General features: G+C 59.7%; 10 protein-coding genes. 5 read left to right on the top strand and 5 right to left on the bottom strand.

Features of this window, described 5'->3' with window-relative positions; translation table 11 throughout:
- Window positions 1-753: 753 nt before the first annotated feature.
- The 3 genes from Q0C28_RS00810 to Q0C28_RS00800 all read right to left on the bottom strand — a co-directional run bounded on the left by Q0C28_RS00810 (window position 754) and on the right by Q0C28_RS00800 (window position 6,531).
- Window positions 754-2,202, bottom strand: coding sequence for an amidase family protein (locus Q0C28_RS00810; protein WP_293572751.1), 1,449 nt, complete (start codon window positions 2,200-2,202; stop codon window positions 754-756).
- 174 nt (window positions 2,203-2,376) lie between these two features.
- Complete coding sequence (locus Q0C28_RS00805; protein ID WP_293572750.1) at window positions 2,377-3,924, bottom strand: AMP-binding protein; 1,548 nt, start codon at window positions 3,922-3,924, stop codon at window positions 2,377-2,379.
- Between the two features lie 318 nt (window positions 3,925-4,242).
- Window positions 4,243-6,531 (bottom strand): NADP-dependent malic enzyme, encoded by a 2,289-nt coding sequence (locus Q0C28_RS00800; protein ID WP_293572749.1) that lies wholly within the window; start codon window positions 6,529-6,531, stop codon window positions 4,243-4,245.
- A gap of 295 nt (window positions 6,532-6,826) precedes the next feature.
- Here Q0C28_RS00800 and Q0C28_RS00795 point away from each other — a divergent pair, with 295 nt between their 5' ends.
- The 5 genes from Q0C28_RS00795 to Q0C28_RS00775 all read left to right on the top strand — a co-directional run bounded on the left by Q0C28_RS00795 (window position 6,827) and on the right by Q0C28_RS00775 (window position 12,016).
- Window positions 6,827-7,219 carry a cytidine deaminase gene (locus Q0C28_RS00795; protein ID WP_293572748.1) on the top strand — a complete coding sequence of 131 codons (393 nt, stop codon included), beginning with the start codon at window positions 6,827-6,829 and terminating at the stop codon, window positions 7,217-7,219.
- A gap of 3 nt (window positions 7,220-7,222) precedes the next feature.
- Window positions 7,223-8,533 carry a thymidine phosphorylase gene (locus Q0C28_RS00790; RefSeq protein WP_293572747.1) on the top strand — a complete coding sequence of 437 codons (1,311 nt, stop codon included), beginning with the start codon at window positions 7,223-7,225 and terminating at the stop codon, window positions 8,531-8,533.
- A complete protein-coding gene (locus Q0C28_RS00785) occupies window positions 8,533-9,765 on the top strand; it encodes a phosphopentomutase (RefSeq protein ID WP_293572746.1) in 1,233 nt (410 codons plus the stop codon). Before Q0C28_RS00790 ends, Q0C28_RS00785 begins: the two co-directional genes overlap by 1 nt.
- Window positions 9,766-9,875: 110 nt before the next feature.
- Complete coding sequence (gene upp, locus Q0C28_RS00780; RefSeq protein ID WP_293572745.1) at window positions 9,876-10,508, top strand: uracil phosphoribosyltransferase; 633 nt, start codon at window positions 9,876-9,878, stop codon at window positions 10,506-10,508.
- Between the two features lie 230 nt (window positions 10,509-10,738).
- Window positions 10,739-12,016 (top strand): SPOR domain-containing protein, encoded by a 1,278-nt coding sequence (locus Q0C28_RS00775; RefSeq protein WP_293572744.1) that lies wholly within the window; start codon window positions 10,739-10,741, stop codon window positions 12,014-12,016.
- A 175-nt stretch (window positions 12,017-12,191) separates the two neighbouring features.
- On the opposite strand, the gene Q0C28_RS00770 is transcribed toward Q0C28_RS00775, so the two are convergent.
- The gene (locus Q0C28_RS00770) at window positions 12,192-13,202 is read right to left on the bottom strand and encodes a hypothetical protein (RefSeq protein WP_293572743.1); all 1,011 of its coding nucleotides are present in this window, start codon (window positions 13,200-13,202) and stop codon (window positions 12,192-12,194) included.
- A 129-nt stretch (window positions 13,203-13,331) separates the two neighbouring features.
- Window positions 13,332-14,960, bottom strand: coding sequence for an AMP-binding protein (locus Q0C28_RS00765; protein ID WP_293572742.1), 1,629 nt, complete (start codon window positions 14,958-14,960; stop codon window positions 13,332-13,334).
- Window positions 14,961-15,269: the final 309 nt, after the last annotated feature.

Genomic DNA, 15,269 nt, shown 5'->3' with positions numbered 1-15,269 from the left:
CGAATACACGTCTTCGAACTTCATAAGTCGAACTTCCTGTAACACTTCTGTCCGCTTCATAACGCCTCCTTTCGGAGACATGATAAAACCGGACAGATCGCATGTTACCTACACCGGACATATCGCTTGTTAGCGACACAGACTTTTGTTTTCAGTGACAGCGCGCATGTTTTGTGATATTCTGAACCTCTCAACAGAGCCAGCACCACCGGTGGCGGCCAACGGGCAAAATGCCCCATCTGACGGGGCAGCAACTGCACTGAGATGGCGTCTGGCCTTATTTTAGCAGCTAAGCATTTGTGTCAATCGCGTGGAGAAACCATGCGTTTGCGGACGAGACACTCCAGCGGGTGTCGGGGTAAACCTGCGGTTTGTTTCGCTTTGAGGAAGCGGTCTGATCATCGGATGTCGTGTGCGGCCTGTGAAAGGCCTGTGCCGGAGCCTGTCGAAAAGGGCTTCGCATACATCCGGGTCTTTTGATGTGGCATAATCTGCACCACGAGACGGCCGCGTGTCGCAAAGGCCCCAATGTACGAGTGATCGTTGGTCTGTGTCCTCGCCGGGGAGATGACCAGAGGTGTGTGGGCAAGTCGGCTCCGTGATATGGCACATCAGAATGTACCGGAGGTGGCTGGTCCACCTCCGGAATTTTGCGCGACTTCGATTTTGAAATCCGCGCAGACCGTATCCCAGGGGCGCCTGTTTCCCGGAACCGCCGCAGTCCAAGATCATAACCGACGATCCCAGACGGGCTCAGGTCTGGGCGCGGTCGGCTGCCATCTTTTCCCAAAGAAACGGGTGGAATGGACCGATACGTTGTTCAATTGCGATGCAGGCCTCGACTGCCAGATCTTCGCGCCAGCGGGGTGCTGCGATCTGAACATTGATCGGTTGTGGACCTTTCGGCAGATGGGCCAACCGTGCCGGAACACTGGCTGCAGGAAGTCCGATAAAATTCATCAGATAGGAGTAGACGGCACAGCCAAGTACCTCGTGTACGCCCTCGGCACCTTCGGTGTCGCGGTCCGGTTTGAAAAATGGCTGCGGCAAAAACGGGGTCAGAACCAGCGGATAGTCTTGCATGAACAGCGACCATTCGCGCGCGTAATGGGTACGTTTGGCCATCATCGCCAGAAGTTCCTCGCCCGCGAAGGGTGGGAATTCCTCAAAATAGACGGCGAAGATATCACGAACCGTTTGGGAGCCGGCGCGTTCGATATCGCCATGCAGCATTGCGTAGACCTCTCCCATCAATGCGCGGTAGCCGGTGCGGCCAGCCTCGAACACATCCGGCAATGCAACCTGCTGCACGTCATAGCCCGCATCAATCAGCGCGGTGCAGGCATCATCCAGAGCGGCGTCCACCTCCGGATGCAGATCATAGCCATATGTTTCCTTGCTCATGGCCACTTTGATCGGGCCCTCTGCTGCCGGGCCACGCCAGGGCATCGGCACATGAAATGGATCGCGGGGATCGGGCGCGATCAGGCTGGGCATGGAGAGGGCCAGATCGTGGGCTGTTCGGGTGATCACCCCCTGAACCGACATGCTTTGCGCCAGCAATCCACGCTCTGCGGTCTGGCTGGGGTTCCATGCAGGCACTCGCCCCAGACCAGGTTTGACCGTGAAGGCGCCATTGGCGGCTGCCGGAAACCGCAGCGAGCCGCCGATATCATTGCCATGGGCCAGCGCGCCGATCCCCGCCATCACCGCTGCACCCGCTCCACCGGAGGAGCCGCCCGGTGAAATATGTCTGCCCCAGGGGTTATGGGTGCGCCCATGCAACGGATTGTCGGTATCCGCACGAAAAGAGAATTCTGGCGTGTTGGTGCGCCCGATCACAACGGCCCCGGCCGCTTGCAGGTTTGTCACAACCGGGGCGTCCTGCGGCGCGATCAGATCTTGTAGCGCGACAACACCGTTTGAGGTGGCGCACCCCGCCTGATCGACGTTGATTTTGATGGTCACTGGCACGCCATGCAGCGGCCCGGTGGCGTCGCCTCTGCGGCGGGCTGCATCCAGCGCTTGGGCGCGCTCTAAGGCCTGCTCGCCCAGATCAATGACGACTGCTTTCAACTGCGGATTTACCGCTTCCATACGGGAGAGTGCGGCGCCAACGGCGTCTTCGACGGTGACATCCCCTGCCTTGGTGTGGGGCACCAATTCGCTCGCGCTCAACCGCCATAGATCCGGTGTCGTCATAGATTTGCTCCCAAGGCAGAAGGTCTTGCAAGCAGGTTAGGTGCGACCGGAGAAGTTGCAAGCAAAACCCAACGCCCTGGCCAACACAAACAACGCCAGAGCCCGCTTGGGACTCCGGCGTTTGAATGTTATGACGCGCCGAGCGGTGCGGGGCGCGGAGGCTCAGCGCGTTGTCTATTTGGCGTAGCCAAGTCCCTGCAGCGCCGCGGTGATTTCATCCAGGATGGCAGGATCATCAATTGTGGCTGGCATTTTCCAGGGGGTGCTGTCTGCGATGTTGACCATCGTGCCGCGCAGGATCTTGCCTGATCGGGTTTTGGGCAACCGGTCCACCACGCAGGCCAGTTTGAAGGCCGCGACAGGACCAATTTTTTCCCGCACCAGCTTTACCACTTGTGCGATGATTTCATCATGCGGGGTGTCGCAGCCCGCATTCAGGCAGAGAAAGCCCAAAGGCATCTGCCCCTTGAGACTGTCAGCCACCCCGATCACAGCGCATTCAGCAACATCGGGATGGCCTGCGAGCACCTCTTCCATCGCGCCTGTGGACAGACGGTGGCCCGCCACATTGATCACGTCATCGGTGCGGGCCATTATATAGAGGTAGCCATCCTCATCCTTCATGCCGGCATCACCTGTTTCATAATAGCCGGGGAACGTCGTCAGGTAGCTTTTCTTGAACCGCTCCTCTGCGTTCCACAGCGTCGGCAATGTGCCTGGGGGCAGGGGCAGTTTCACAGCGATTGCGCCCAATTGGCCAGCGGGAACAGGGTTGCCCCCTTCGTCGAGGATATCGACCTCATAGCCGGGCATTGGCACGGCAGGCGATCCCAATTTGGTTTCCAGCTCTTCGATCCCGAGCGGATTGGCAGCAATGGACCAGCCTGTTTCCGTTTGCCACCAGTGATCCACAATCGGGACCTGCAACTGGTCTTGTGCCCACAAAATGGTATCCGGGTCTGCGCGTTCGCCCGCCAGATAGACCTGCTTCAGGCAGTCGAGATCATATTTTTTGACAAATTCGCCTTTGGGGTCTTCGCGTTTCACGGCCCGGAACGCAGTGGGCGCGGTGAAGAAGCTCTTGACCTTGTGCTCTGAAATCACTCGCCAGAACGTGCCAGCATCAGGGGTACCGACCGGTTTGCCTTCGAACACGATGGTGGTGTTGCCGTGGATCAAAGGGGCGTAGCAGATATAGCTGTGGCCCACGACCCAGCCCACGTCAGAGGCCGCCCAGAACACATCGCCCGGATCTACATTATAGATGTTCTTCATCGTCCAATGCAGGGCAACCAATTGGCCTGCCGTGTGGCGGATCACCCCTTTGGGCTGCCCGGTGGTACCGGAGGTGTAGAGGATATAGCAGGGGTGATTGCCTTCGACGGGCACGCAGTCTGCGGGTTCGACACCTTTTGCCCGCAGCGCACCTGCAAGGGACGCCACGTTGTCGCGCAACTCGGCGTAGGAAATCGCGCGCTTCGTGTCCGTGATTGGGCTGTCGTAAATGATGGCGGTCTGTTCACCGCGGCCTGCCTCGACGTGGCGGTCAACAGCGTTGTAGCAGGTGTTGCAGGTTGCATCTGCAAACCATTCATAGAGACCGTCGCCCATGTCGCTCAGCGCTTTGGTGGGGGCGCGGTCCCAGCTGATTGCCTGAGCTGCGGTCATCCAAAACTGTTCTGGGTCGGCTTTCCAGCTCTCATAGACCTCTGAATACGACATGGTTCCTCCTCCTCAAGCCTTGCGCAGAGTTAGAACCAAGAGGCTGTTTCGGGCAAGCATCCTGCGCGATCAGAGGCGGGTTGACCGGAATTATTTGCAATTTTTGCTATGGGAGGTCTGCAAATTTTTGCAAACTCCCGCCTATGGTGCAAATTCCCGGCAATGCGGACCTGAGTTTGCAAAGTTTGCCCCACACAGATGCAGATGGCAGAGCGGACGGCGCTGTGCCGTCCGCTCCGTGATTCTGCGGCTTTGATACGGACGCGTCGTGCCTGCCGCGCCAGTGCCGCATCGGTGTACTGTCTATGCGCGCAGCTGTTAGCCGTAGTGGGCCACTGGCGTGCCCGCGATGGCCGCCATGTTCAGCAATCCACGGGCGGTGATCGATGGCGACACGATGTGGGCCCGGTTGCCCATGCCCATCAGGATCGGTCCAACCTCCAGCCCACTGGCCCGCATTTTCAGGATGTTGCGGACACCGCTGGCCGCATCGGCATGGGCAAAGATCAGGACATTTGCTTCGCCATCCATGCGCGAGTTGGGGAAGATCCGCAGCCGCAATTCCGGATCCAGCGCGGTGTCGATGTTCATTTCGCCTTCGTAGACAAAATCACGGGGTTTATCGTCGAGGATCTTCAACGCCGCGCGCAGCCGTGCACCTGAATCGCAGGTGGTGTTGCCAAATTGGGATTGCGAACACAGCGCAACGCGCGGTTCCAGACCAAATCGACGCACATGCCGTGCCGCGCCCAAAACGGTTTGGGCAATCTGCTCAGGGGAAGGTTCGATTTGGACATGGGTGTCGCCGATGAACAGCGGACCATCCTCCAGGATCATCATCGACAGCGCGCCATGGGGCTCATAGGTGCCGCCACCCAGCACCTGCTGCACATAGTTCAAATGCCAGCGGTATTCGCCAAAGGTTCCGCAAATCAGGCTGTCAGCTTCGCCGCGATGGACCATGATTGCGCCAATGGCGGTGGAATTCGTGCGCATGATTGCCTTCGCCAGATCGGGGGTAACGCCCTCGCGCTGCATCAAGCGGTGATAGCTGGTCCAATAGTCGTAGTAGCGGGGGTCGTTTTCCGGGTTCACGATCTGGAAATCCGTTCCGGGCCGGATGTGCAGCCCCAACCGTTCGCAGCGTTTGGCAATCACATCCGGGCGACCGATCAGAATGGGGGTCTCTGTGGTTTCCTCCAGAATGCCTTGCGCGGTGCGCAGCACACGTTCGTCTTCACCTTCGGCAAAAACGATGCGCCGCGCCGCTGCCTTAGCCGATTCAAACACGGGCCTCATCAGCAAAGCGGATTTGAAGACAGTCTGGTTCAGCTTGGCGCGATAGGCATCCAGATCCTCAATCGGTCTGGTCGCAACGCCGCTTTCCATTGCGGCCTTTGCCACGGCAGAGGACACCACGCCAACAAGGCGGGGGTCAAACGGCTTTGGGATCAGATAGTCCGCGCCGAAATTCAACTGCTCGCCCTGATAGGCTGCTGCCGCTTCGGCGGATGTGGTCATGCGGGCCATTTCGGCGATGCCTTCGACGCAGGCGATCTGCATTGCATCATTGATTTCCGTGGCCCCCACATCCAGCGCACCGCGGAAGATGAACGGGAAGCACAGGACGTTGTTGACCTGATTTGGGAAATCGCTGCGGCCGGTTGCGATGATGGCATCCGGGGCCACTTTGCGGGCCACTTCGGGCAGGATCTCTGGGTTTGGGTTGGCCAGCGCAAAGATGATCGGCTGGGCGTTCATTTTGGCCACCATTTCTGGGGTCAGGACATTGGGACCAGACAGACCCAGGAACAGATCCGCGCCTTCGATCACCTCGTCCAGCGTGCGCAGATCCGTCGGTTGAGCAAAGGCCGCCTTGTGTGGGTTCATGTCTTCGACACGCCCCTCATAGACCAGACCGTTCAGATCACAGAGCCAGATGTTCTCTCGTTTGACCCCCAGTTTGACCAACATGTTGAGGCAGGCAATACCCGCCGCCCCGCCGCCGGTGGAGACGATTTTGATGTCCTCAAACGACTTGTTCGCAACATGAAGCGCATTTTTCGCCGCAGCGCCAACCACGATCGCGGTGCCGTGCTGGTCGTCGTGGAAGACCGGAATGTTCATACGTTCACGGCAGATTTTCTCCACGATGAAACAGTCTGGCGCTTTGATGTCTTCGAGGTTGATGGCCCCAAAGGTCGGCTCCAGCGCGCAGACGATTTCGGCCAGTTTTTCCGGATCGGGTTCATCCAATTCGATATCAAAGCAATCAATGCCTGCAAAATTCTTGAAGAGCACCGCCTTGCCCTCCATCACCGGTTTGGAGGCGAGGGCACCAATATTGCCCAGTCCCAGAACCGCCGATCCATTTGTCACCACCGCGACCAGATTGCCGCGCGAGGTGTAACGCGCTGCGTCTGCCGGGTCTGCTTTGATCTCGATGCAGGCTTCGGCGACGCCTGGTGAATAGGCGCGGGCCAGATCACGACCGTTTGCCATGGGTTTGGTGGCGCGGATCTCCAGTTTTCCAGGGTTTGGGTAGGCGTGGTAATGCAGCGCGGCTTCCCGCAGGGTCTGGGTGTCGGATTTGGTCGTTTTTGTCATCGGAATGCATGTCCTCGGGCGGTCCAGGGAATTTAGTTTAGTGCTAAACTATTATTTGCGACAGGGGAACACCCGATTACGACGGAAGATCCCGCAGGGTCCGGCGCGCAGGGGCTGGTCGTCTAAAAGGTGTCTTCTGTGCTAGACTGTCTCGCATGGGGCGTGTTTGGAAAGCGTAAACTGATCTGACGCGTTCAAGAGCCCAAGAAAATGGCCCGTTGCCTATTCACCTTTGCCAGCGGGTTCCGGTACGGTCCCATATCTTGACCAGATGATCAAAAATCAGGGAATCGCTATGAGCCTCAAAGACGCCGCCACTGCAGTTCGTGAAAACGCACACGCCCCTTATTCCAATTTCAAAGTCGGGGCAGCCATCCGGTCAAAATCCGGTGCCATTTATGTCGGCTGCAATGTGGAAAATGTGGCCTACCCGGAAGGCACCTGCGCTGAGGCCGGTGCGATTGCCGCGATGGTTGCGGCAGGCGAAACAGAGCTTGCCGAGGCCTTTGTGATCGCGGACAGCCCGAGCCCCATTCCCCCGTGCGGTGGTTGTCGCCAGAAGCTGGCCGAATTTGGCGCGGCCGATGTTCCCGTCACTCTCGCCACTACCGATGGCGCGGTGCGGACCACCAATATTGGCGAGTTGTTGCCAGGTGCGTTTGGCGCTGACCACATGGAGCGGAGCTGATCCATGGATGCGCGTGCAATCATCGCAGGGCTGCGACAGGGCCAAGCACCCAGTGATGCGGAGATGCAGTGGTTTGCCGAGGGCCTTGCCAACCAGCAAGTGAGCGATGCCCAGGCCGGTGCCTTTGCCATGGCGGTCTGCCTGCAGGGGCTGTCGGTGGATGCACGACGGGCGCTGACATTGGCCATGCGCGACAGCGGTGATGTGCTGCAGTGGGATTTGGACGGGCCGGTATTGGACAAACACTCCACTGGCGGTGTCGGCGATTGCGTGTCCTTGCTGTTGGCCCCAGCGTTGGCAGCCTGTGGTGCCTATGTTCCGATGATTTCCGGCCGCGGCCTGGGTCATACCGGCGGCACATTGGACAAGATGGAAGCCATTCCCGGCGTCAGCGTGAGTGTCTCAGAAGAACAGCTGCACGCCATGATGCGAGATGTGGGCTGCGCCATTGTTGGTGCCACATCACAGATCGCACCTGCGGACAAACGGCTCTATGCGATCCGCGATGTGACCGGGACTGTTGAAAGCCTCGATCTGATCACTGCATCTATCCTGTCCAAGAAACTGGCGGCTGGCACCGATGCGTTGGTTCTTGATGTCAAACTGGGCTCTGGCGCGTTCATGAAAACCCGCGATGACGCGGAGGCGCTGGCCCGCAGCTTGACGGAGACAGCCAATGCGGCGGGGTGCCGGACCTCTGCCTTGATCACCGACATGAACCAGCCTCTGGCGGCCTCGCTGGGCAATGCGCTGGAAATCAAAGAGATCATGCGCATCCTGTCTGGCCAATCCGGCGCTGACAGCCGACTTGCAGAATTGACCGCGCAACAAGGTGGCGTCCTGCTGGCGCACGGCGGTTTGGTGTCGGACGTGGCCGCCGGTGTTCAGAAAATCAAAGACGCGATTGCGAGTGGCGCGGCCAACGACCGGTTCTGCCGCATGGTCGCGACCATGGGTGGTCCCGCTGATTTCGCAACAACCTGGGAGCAGGATTTGCCAACTGCGCCGATTGTGCGCCAGATCGTGGCGCAGGCGCCCGGTTACGTCGCGACAATTGATGGCGAGGCGCTTGGTCTCGCGGTGGTGCATTTGGGCGGTGGCCGTTTGGTCGAAAGCGATGTGGTCGCCCCCGCGGTCGGGATGTCGGATCTCGCACCACTGGGGGCAGAGATCGCCGAAGGGACCGTCATTGGCACTGTGCATGCCGCTGATGAGGCATCTGCCGATCAGGCGGAGGCGCGTTTGCGCGCGGCCTACACGCTTGCCGAGACCGCGCCAGAGTTGCCGCCACTGATCCATGAGAGGATTTCCTGATGGCCCGGGCCTTTCTTGTCGTGATGGATTCCGTCGGCATCGGCGGCGCACCAGACGCGGGGCAGTATTTCAACGGTGATTTGCCAGACACCGGGGCCAATACGCTTGCCCATATCGCGCAGGCCTGTGCTGCTGGTGAGGCCGAGCAGGGCCGCAGTGGTCCTCTGCATCTGCCGACACTTGATGCACTGGGGTTGGGGGCTGCGGTCGCACAAGCGTCTGCCGTGCCATGTCCCAATCTGGGCGCCAATGGGGCTGCGCCGATTGGTCACTGGGGAGCTGCGCGCGAACTCAGCCCGGGCAAGGACACCCCATCTGGCCATTGGGAGCTGGCTGGTTTGCCGGTGCCCTGGGACTGGGGATACTTCCCGGACGAGACCCCTGCGTTCCCGCCGGAGTTGGTGGCCCATGTCTGTGCGGCTGCAGGGACCGACGGTATTCTGGGCAATTGCCATGCCTCGGGCACCGCGATCATTGCCGAACATGGGGCCGAGCATATGCAGACCGGACTGCCGATTTGCTACACCTCTGCCGACAGCGTGTTTCAGATCGCCGCCCACGAAGAGACATTTGGGCTCGATCGTCTGATTTCCCTGTGCGAACGCGTGGCGCCCTATCTGCATGCGATGAAAATCGGACGCGTGATCGCACGACCCTTTGTCGGCTCTGCCGAAGAAGGATTTTCCCGGACCACCAACCGGCGGGATTTCGCGATCCTTCCACCGGCGCCGATCCTGACGAATTGGGTCCAGGACGCGGGACAGAAGGTGCACGGGATTGGCAAAATCGGGGACATTTTCTCCATGCAGGGGATCGACACCTTGGCAAAGGGAGAGGATCTGCACCTTATGGAGCATCTTCATTCCGCAGTGGACACCGCAGAAGAGGGCAGCCTGACGTTTGCAAATTTTGTGGAGTTTGACAGCTTATATGGCCACCGCAGGGACATATCCGGCTATGCGCGTGCGTTGGAGTGGTTCGACCGAGAGCTGGCCAAACTCTTGCCGAAACTGAAGGCGGGTGACCTGCTGGTCCTGACGGCGGACCACGGCAATGACCCGTCCTGGCCGGGCACGGACCACACCCGCGAACAGGTGCCGGTTCTCATGGCGCTCGGCGGTGAGGGCGGCTCAGCCGGGCCACTTGGGGCGCTGAACTTTGCTGATGTGGCAGCCACCGTCGCCTCCCACCTTGGGGTCCCTGCACAGGGGCCGGGGCGGCCAGCGCTGTAGCGGGCGATCCCCTAACTGACAAAATGGATGACGCCAAAGCCGGGAAATATCTTGCGAGTTGCGTCATCCAAGGACTATGACCATTTGAAATTTCCTGAAAGGAGTGTCCCATGTCCGATCACTTGACCGTTGTTGACCATCCTTTGGTGCAGCACAAACTGACGCTTATGCGCGACAAGGGCACATCGACCGCAGGGTTCCGCCGCCTCTTGCGGGAGCTGACCCAGCTGCTGGCCTATGAAATCACCCGCGAGATGCCGCTGACAACCACCACCATCGACACCCCGATGGAGGAAATGGAAGCCCCGATCCTGGCGGGCAAGAAACTGGCGTTGGTCTCCATCCTGCGCGCGGGCAACGGCATGCTTGATGGCGTGCTGGAGTTGATCCCCTCCGCCCGGGTTGGATTTGTGGGCTTGTACCGCGACGAAGAGACCCTGCAGCCGGTTCAGTATTACTTCAAGGCGCCTGAAGGCCTGAAAGACCGTATGGTCATCGCCGTTGACCCGATGCTGGCAACCGGCAACAGCTCTGCTGCAGCGATTGACCTGCTGAAAGAGGCTGGTGCCAACGACATCCGCTTCCTGTGCCTGCTGGCCTCGCCCGAAGGTGTTGCCCGGATGAAGGATCTGCATCCGGATGTGCCGATTGTCACGGCATCTCTGGATCGCGAGTTGAATGATAAAGGATACATCCTGCCTGGTCTCGGCGATGCCGGGGACCGGATGTTCGGCACAAAATAACGCGGCTGTTCAGCACCCTATTGGGGGTGCGGGATGAAAAACAAAATGGGGCGTCGCGTGTTGCGGCGCCCCTTGTGTTGCTAATGGCTGGCCCAGGCGCGTTCGAATTGAACGGGGTGTGACAGCCGCTGTGGATCTCGTTGTGATGTCTCAGAAAATCGGGATTGCGCGCTTTACTCATCTGCTCTTTTGAGGCATCTTTTGCCTATATCTTGTGGGGCGGTCTGCGAATGCTTACCAGAATTATTGCAGGTGTGTTGATAACGGCAGCGGCGCTTTCGGCAGGTGGGCCGAGCACGGTCTGGGCACAAGACGTGCGCACGGCAGAGCCGCCAGCGGAGTTTCCCCCAGCGTCATTCACCGGCAAGCAATATGTCGATAGCCGCGGGTGCGTGTATATCCGTGCGGGCATTGATGGCAATGTCACCTGGGTGCCTCGCGTCAGCCGCAGTCGCCAGCAGCTCTGCGGTTTTGAGCCGACATTGATTGCTGGGTCCGGTGCTGATGGGGCTGGTGAGCAACCGCAGGCAGAAGCGCCGTCCGCCTCGGTCGAGTTGGCCCAGGATGTAGAGATTATCACGCTGCCGGGGGCCGATGCGGCAGCACCGCAGACAAGTCAGACAGGCCAGACGGGTCAGACAAGCGGTGCCGCAGACCTTACGGCGGCGGCGCAACCCACCGCGCCAGCCGTGGTGACCACCACGAAACCGCGCCGCAGCGTCGCAGCGGGCGGTGCCAAGTCGGCTGTTGCGCCATTGCGGCGCGTACCAGCGTCTTACGACGACGCCTATCGCCCCTCCGCGCAACCCCTGACGATCCTGTCGCAGAACCGGCGCGCGCCCTGTCAGGGGGCGTCAGAACTGAGCGCACGCTACATCAATCAAGGCGCCAACGTGCGCTGCGGGCCGCAGCAGGGCGGCTTCGGCAATCGGCGGTCAGCTGGTGGCTTTGATGACGCCACACGGGTGATGCCGAAACATGTCTATGAGACACGGCTGCAAAGCCAGGATTTGTCGGTGCCAGAGGGCTATCGCCGGGTTTGGCAGGACGGTCGTCTGAACCCACGCCGCGCAGAAATGTCCCTCGGTGAAGTGCGCCGCCTGTCCGGTAGGCGCGATGTCAATGTCGTGGATACTGACAGAGGCGCTGTTGTGCTGCCTCCGTCAGAGCCCATCGCACGGAACCGCTATCAGGACCAAGCCCAAGACCAAGCTAAGGGGCAGGAGGCAGTGGTGAGCCAGCTGTCGACCCGTTCGGCCCCCGCCGCCACAGTATCAGAGCCTCGTTATATCCGGGCTGCGACATTTGCGGATGGCACCGCGGCGGAACTGGCGGTGCAGCGCCTTGCCGAGCGAGGATTGCCTACGCGCCTCGGGACCGTGACCCGCAATGGACATCCGCATCGCGTTGTTCTTGTTGGACCTTTCCAGGATGTGACTGCCTCACAATCGGCGCTGAGGACAGTGCGGGCTGCTGGTTTCAGTGGCGCCATCCTTCGCAAGGATTAGCACGCGGGCCTACGGGCATTGGTGACTGGTTGAACGGGCCTGGCTCGGCGGGTCCCAGTGTTATCATGTATTGAAGGTTATCATGTGTTGAAGAATTGGCGTTGACGGTGTCGTGGCCATCGCGGGCGATACCCCATCCGCATCAGATATTCAGTCGGATGCTCAACTGGGCTCTTCAGCCACAGATATTCTGTAGCTGCACCCAATCACGATCATTCAGCACCGGGTTCAAGGCGCGCCCTGCCATCGGGTCGGCCTCGATCAGGCCAAGGGTCGTCTCGCCCGTTACGTCAAGCGCATAGGCATAGGGGGTGGACGGTACGGCGGTCTGCGCGAATTCAGCCAGCAACAGATCCTGGTCAACAGCCGGGCGCGGTGCGCTGACGTTGGTTTCACTGAACTGGTCCAGGGTCTCGCGTGTGATCTGACCGGTGGTGAGCATCCGAAAGCTCGCCTGGATCCCACCGGCGTCCAGCAGCTCGGCGAGCGGATCGCTTTGGTTGGCGCGGGCGCGCTCGGCGATCACCGCTCCGGCAGCCACTGCGGGATCTTCGTAGTCTTCGACAAAACTGCGGTTCAGCAACACGATATCGCCGGGCAAATAGAGGCTGGTGGCCACACCGCTGCGCAGCACGACGATCTGGCGCACGTCCAACCGTTCAGCCATGCGGGTCAGGATCGCTGTGGTTTCGCGGGTGTTGCAGGCCTGGCCTGCCACGCGTTCGATCCGACCCAAAAGCGCCTGTCCCAGCGCCTTACGTTTGATGTCTGGGACCACATTCACCGTGTGCCGCAACAGGGCATCCGGCAGCCAAAACACCCCGAGGCCACCCATGATGGTCAGCAAGGCAACCAGAATGATGGATCGCAGCCGTCCGGGGCGTGCCCGGGCGCGGGACAGGGCCGTTTGCAGCCGGTTGATCGCCTCGAGCATCGCGGTTTCGTCTTCCCCGATCTCCAGTGTTTCATCAGGGTCGCCATGAGGATGGAACAGGGCAGGGTACTCGCCGGGATTTTGACGCTCCAGCGCAGCCAGAGACCAATGCGCCAGCGGGCGGTCATTCATATCGGCGATTGTCATGGTCGCATCGCCGATGGAAATGATCACATCGCGTCGCTGAGCATCGCGACCCGGCCGCCATAAGGCCGCGGCCTCCAGCCGTTGATACTCCCGCAATGCTGTCATGTTGCGTTGTTGCCTCTGAGCCTGTGTTCTATGCCGCAAATAGCATGGTCACGATGACCGCAGCAATTCCCTTTCGTTGCCGCGATCATCCAGAGCGTGTCGCCCGCCACCGCTTGGATGGTGGCAGACTTACAGGTCCGCCGCAATTTTCCGCAGCTCGAACTTCTGGATTTTGCCGGTGGAGGTTTTGGGCAGCTCTTGAAACACCACGTGTTTCGGGGCTTTGAACCCTGCCAGCGTTTCACGGCTGAACGCGATCAGGGCCTCGGCTTCGACGCTGGTGCCGTCCTTCAACTCGATGAAGGCACAGGGCACTTCGCCCCATTTGTCATCGGGCTTTGCGACCACCGCCGCGAGATTGACCGCCGGGTGGGCCATCAGCACCCCTTCGACTTCGACAGATGAGATATTCTCTCCACCGGAAATGATGATGTCTTTGGCCCGATCCGAGATCTGAATATACCCGTCGGGATGCTGCACGGCGATATCACCGGAATGGAAATAACCGCCCGAAAACGCCTCTGCCGTGGCCTCCGGATTTTTCAGATAGCCTTTCATCACCGAATTGCCCCGCATGACAATTTCGCCCTGATCCTGACCGTTGCGATCAATTTGCGTCATGTCGCTGTCCATCACCGTGATGTGCTCCATCATCGGAAATGCCACACCTTGCCGGGCCTTGATTGCGGCGCGCTCTTGTTGGTCCAGGTCATCCCAGGCTGCGCCGTTCCACAGGCATTCGGTGACATGCCCGTATGTTTCGGTCAAACCGTAGACTTGCGTCACATGAAATCCGAGCGCTTCGATTTTTTCCAATGTCGCCGGAGCAGGGGGCGCGCCCGCGGTAAAGACCTCGACCGTGTGTTCAAACGCGCGGCGCTGCGTCTCTGGGGCGTTGACAATCATATTGAGCACAATCGGCGCGCCGCCAAAATGGGTCACCCCTTCATCGGCTATGGCATCATAAATCGCCGGTGCGGTGATATCGCGACAACAGACCAAAGTGCCACCAAGCACAGGCATCATCCAGGTGTGGTTCCAGCCGTTGCAGTGAAACAGGGGCACGATGGCGAGGTACTTGGGCCGCATGACCATCTGCCAGGAAATAACAGTGCCCATGGTCATCAGGTAGGCACCGCGATGGTGGTAGACCACGCCTTTGGGACGGCCGGTGGTGCCGGAGGTGTAGTTCAGAGCCAGGCTTTCCCATTCGTCTTCGGGCATGATCCATTCAAAATCATCTGCCCCGTCTGCCAGCATATCTTCATAGACCGGGTGCTTGCCGGACGCCGGGTAGCCCGCAGCCGGGTCCGGGATCTCAACAATCAAAGGACCTTCCCCGTCACAGAGCGTTTTTGCGGCCTCGGCCAGTTCCAGGAATTGGCTGTCCACCAGCGCGACTTTGGCAGCGCCGTGATCAAAGATATAGGCCACTGTGCTGACATCCAGCCGGGTGTTGATCGTGTTCAACACACCGCCGCAGGCGGGCACGCCAAAATGGGCCTCGGCTTGGGCGGGGAGGTTCGGGATCAACGTGGCGACAACGTCCCCGGGGGCAACGCCCAGCTTGCTGAGTGCAGAGGCCAGCCGGGTGCAGCGGGCATAGTATTCCGCATAGGTCTTGCGATGGTCGCCATAAACCACAGCGTCGACATCTGCAAAAACCTGAGCCGCCCGGCGCAAATGTGACAGCGGTGTCAATGGCACGTAGTTGGCGGCTGTCTTTTCCAAGCCTGTTTCGTCTGCCATCCAGCCCATGAGCGCCCCTCCCAAGATGATTCATGCGTTGTGACCTCCAGATATTGCGCAAAGTTGCGCGCAATGAAAGCAGCAAGATCTTTTTCGCCCTTTTGATCAGTGGTTTTCTTCGGTTTCAAAACGGCTTAGCTTGGTTTTCATGATTTTGTCTCCTGGCCGATCTTATGTGTTTATACTTAGCGTCATCGAACTTCCGAGTTTTGATGAGTTGACGTCATGCGTGAAAACGGTTCAGTTAGGCTCATGATCCGCCCCGGTTTTCTTACCCCTTCAGAGCGTCGAGAGCTTGAGGCTTGCGTGCGCAGTCAT

Origin of the sequence: Phaeobacter sp. (genome assembly GCF_022825805.1) — a bacterium.
Classification (GTDB): domain Bacteria; phylum Pseudomonadota; class Alphaproteobacteria; order Rhodobacterales; family Rhodobacteraceae; genus Phaeobacter.
The sequence above is the reverse complement of the archived record's forward strand: the minus strand, read 5'-3'. Positions and strand labels throughout refer to the sequence as shown.

What these genes read in the sequence shown, in the direction of transcription:
- Q0C28_RS00790 (WP_293572747.1), top strand. Translation starts at nt 7,223, where the DNA reads ATGGATGCGCGTGCAATCATCGCAGGGCTGCGACAGGGCCAAGCACCC.
- Q0C28_RS00770 (WP_293572743.1), bottom strand. Translation starts at nt 13,202, where the DNA reads ATGACAGCATTGCGGGAGTATCAACGGCTGGAGGCCGCGGCCTTATGG.
- Q0C28_RS00810 (WP_293572751.1), bottom strand. Translation starts at nt 2,202, where the DNA reads ATGACGACACCGGATCTATGGCGGTTGAGCGCGAGCGAATTGGTGCCC.
- Q0C28_RS00800 (WP_293572749.1), bottom strand. Translation starts at nt 6,531, where the DNA reads ATGACAAAAACGACCAAATCCGACACCCAGACCCTGCGGGAAGCCGCG.
- Q0C28_RS00775 (WP_293572744.1), top strand. Translation starts at nt 10,739, where the DNA reads ATGCTTACCAGAATTATTGCAGGTGTGTTGATAACGGCAGCGGCGCTT.
- Q0C28_RS00795 (WP_293572748.1), top strand. Translation starts at nt 6,827, where the DNA reads ATGAGCCTCAAAGACGCCGCCACTGCAGTTCGTGAAAACGCACACGCC.
- Q0C28_RS00805 (WP_293572750.1), bottom strand. Translation starts at nt 3,924, where the DNA reads ATGTCGTATTCAGAGGTCTATGAGAGCTGGAAAGCCGACCCAGAACAG.
- upp (WP_293572745.1), top strand. Translation starts at nt 9,876, where the DNA reads ATGTCCGATCACTTGACCGTTGTTGACCATCCTTTGGTGCAGCACAAA.
- Q0C28_RS00785 (WP_293572746.1), top strand. Translation starts at nt 8,533, where the DNA reads ATGGCCCGGGCCTTTCTTGTCGTGATGGATTCCGTCGGCATCGGCGGC.
- Q0C28_RS00765 (WP_293572742.1), bottom strand. Translation starts at nt 14,960, where the DNA reads ATGGGCTGGATGGCAGACGAAACAGGCTTGGAAAAGACAGCCGCCAAC.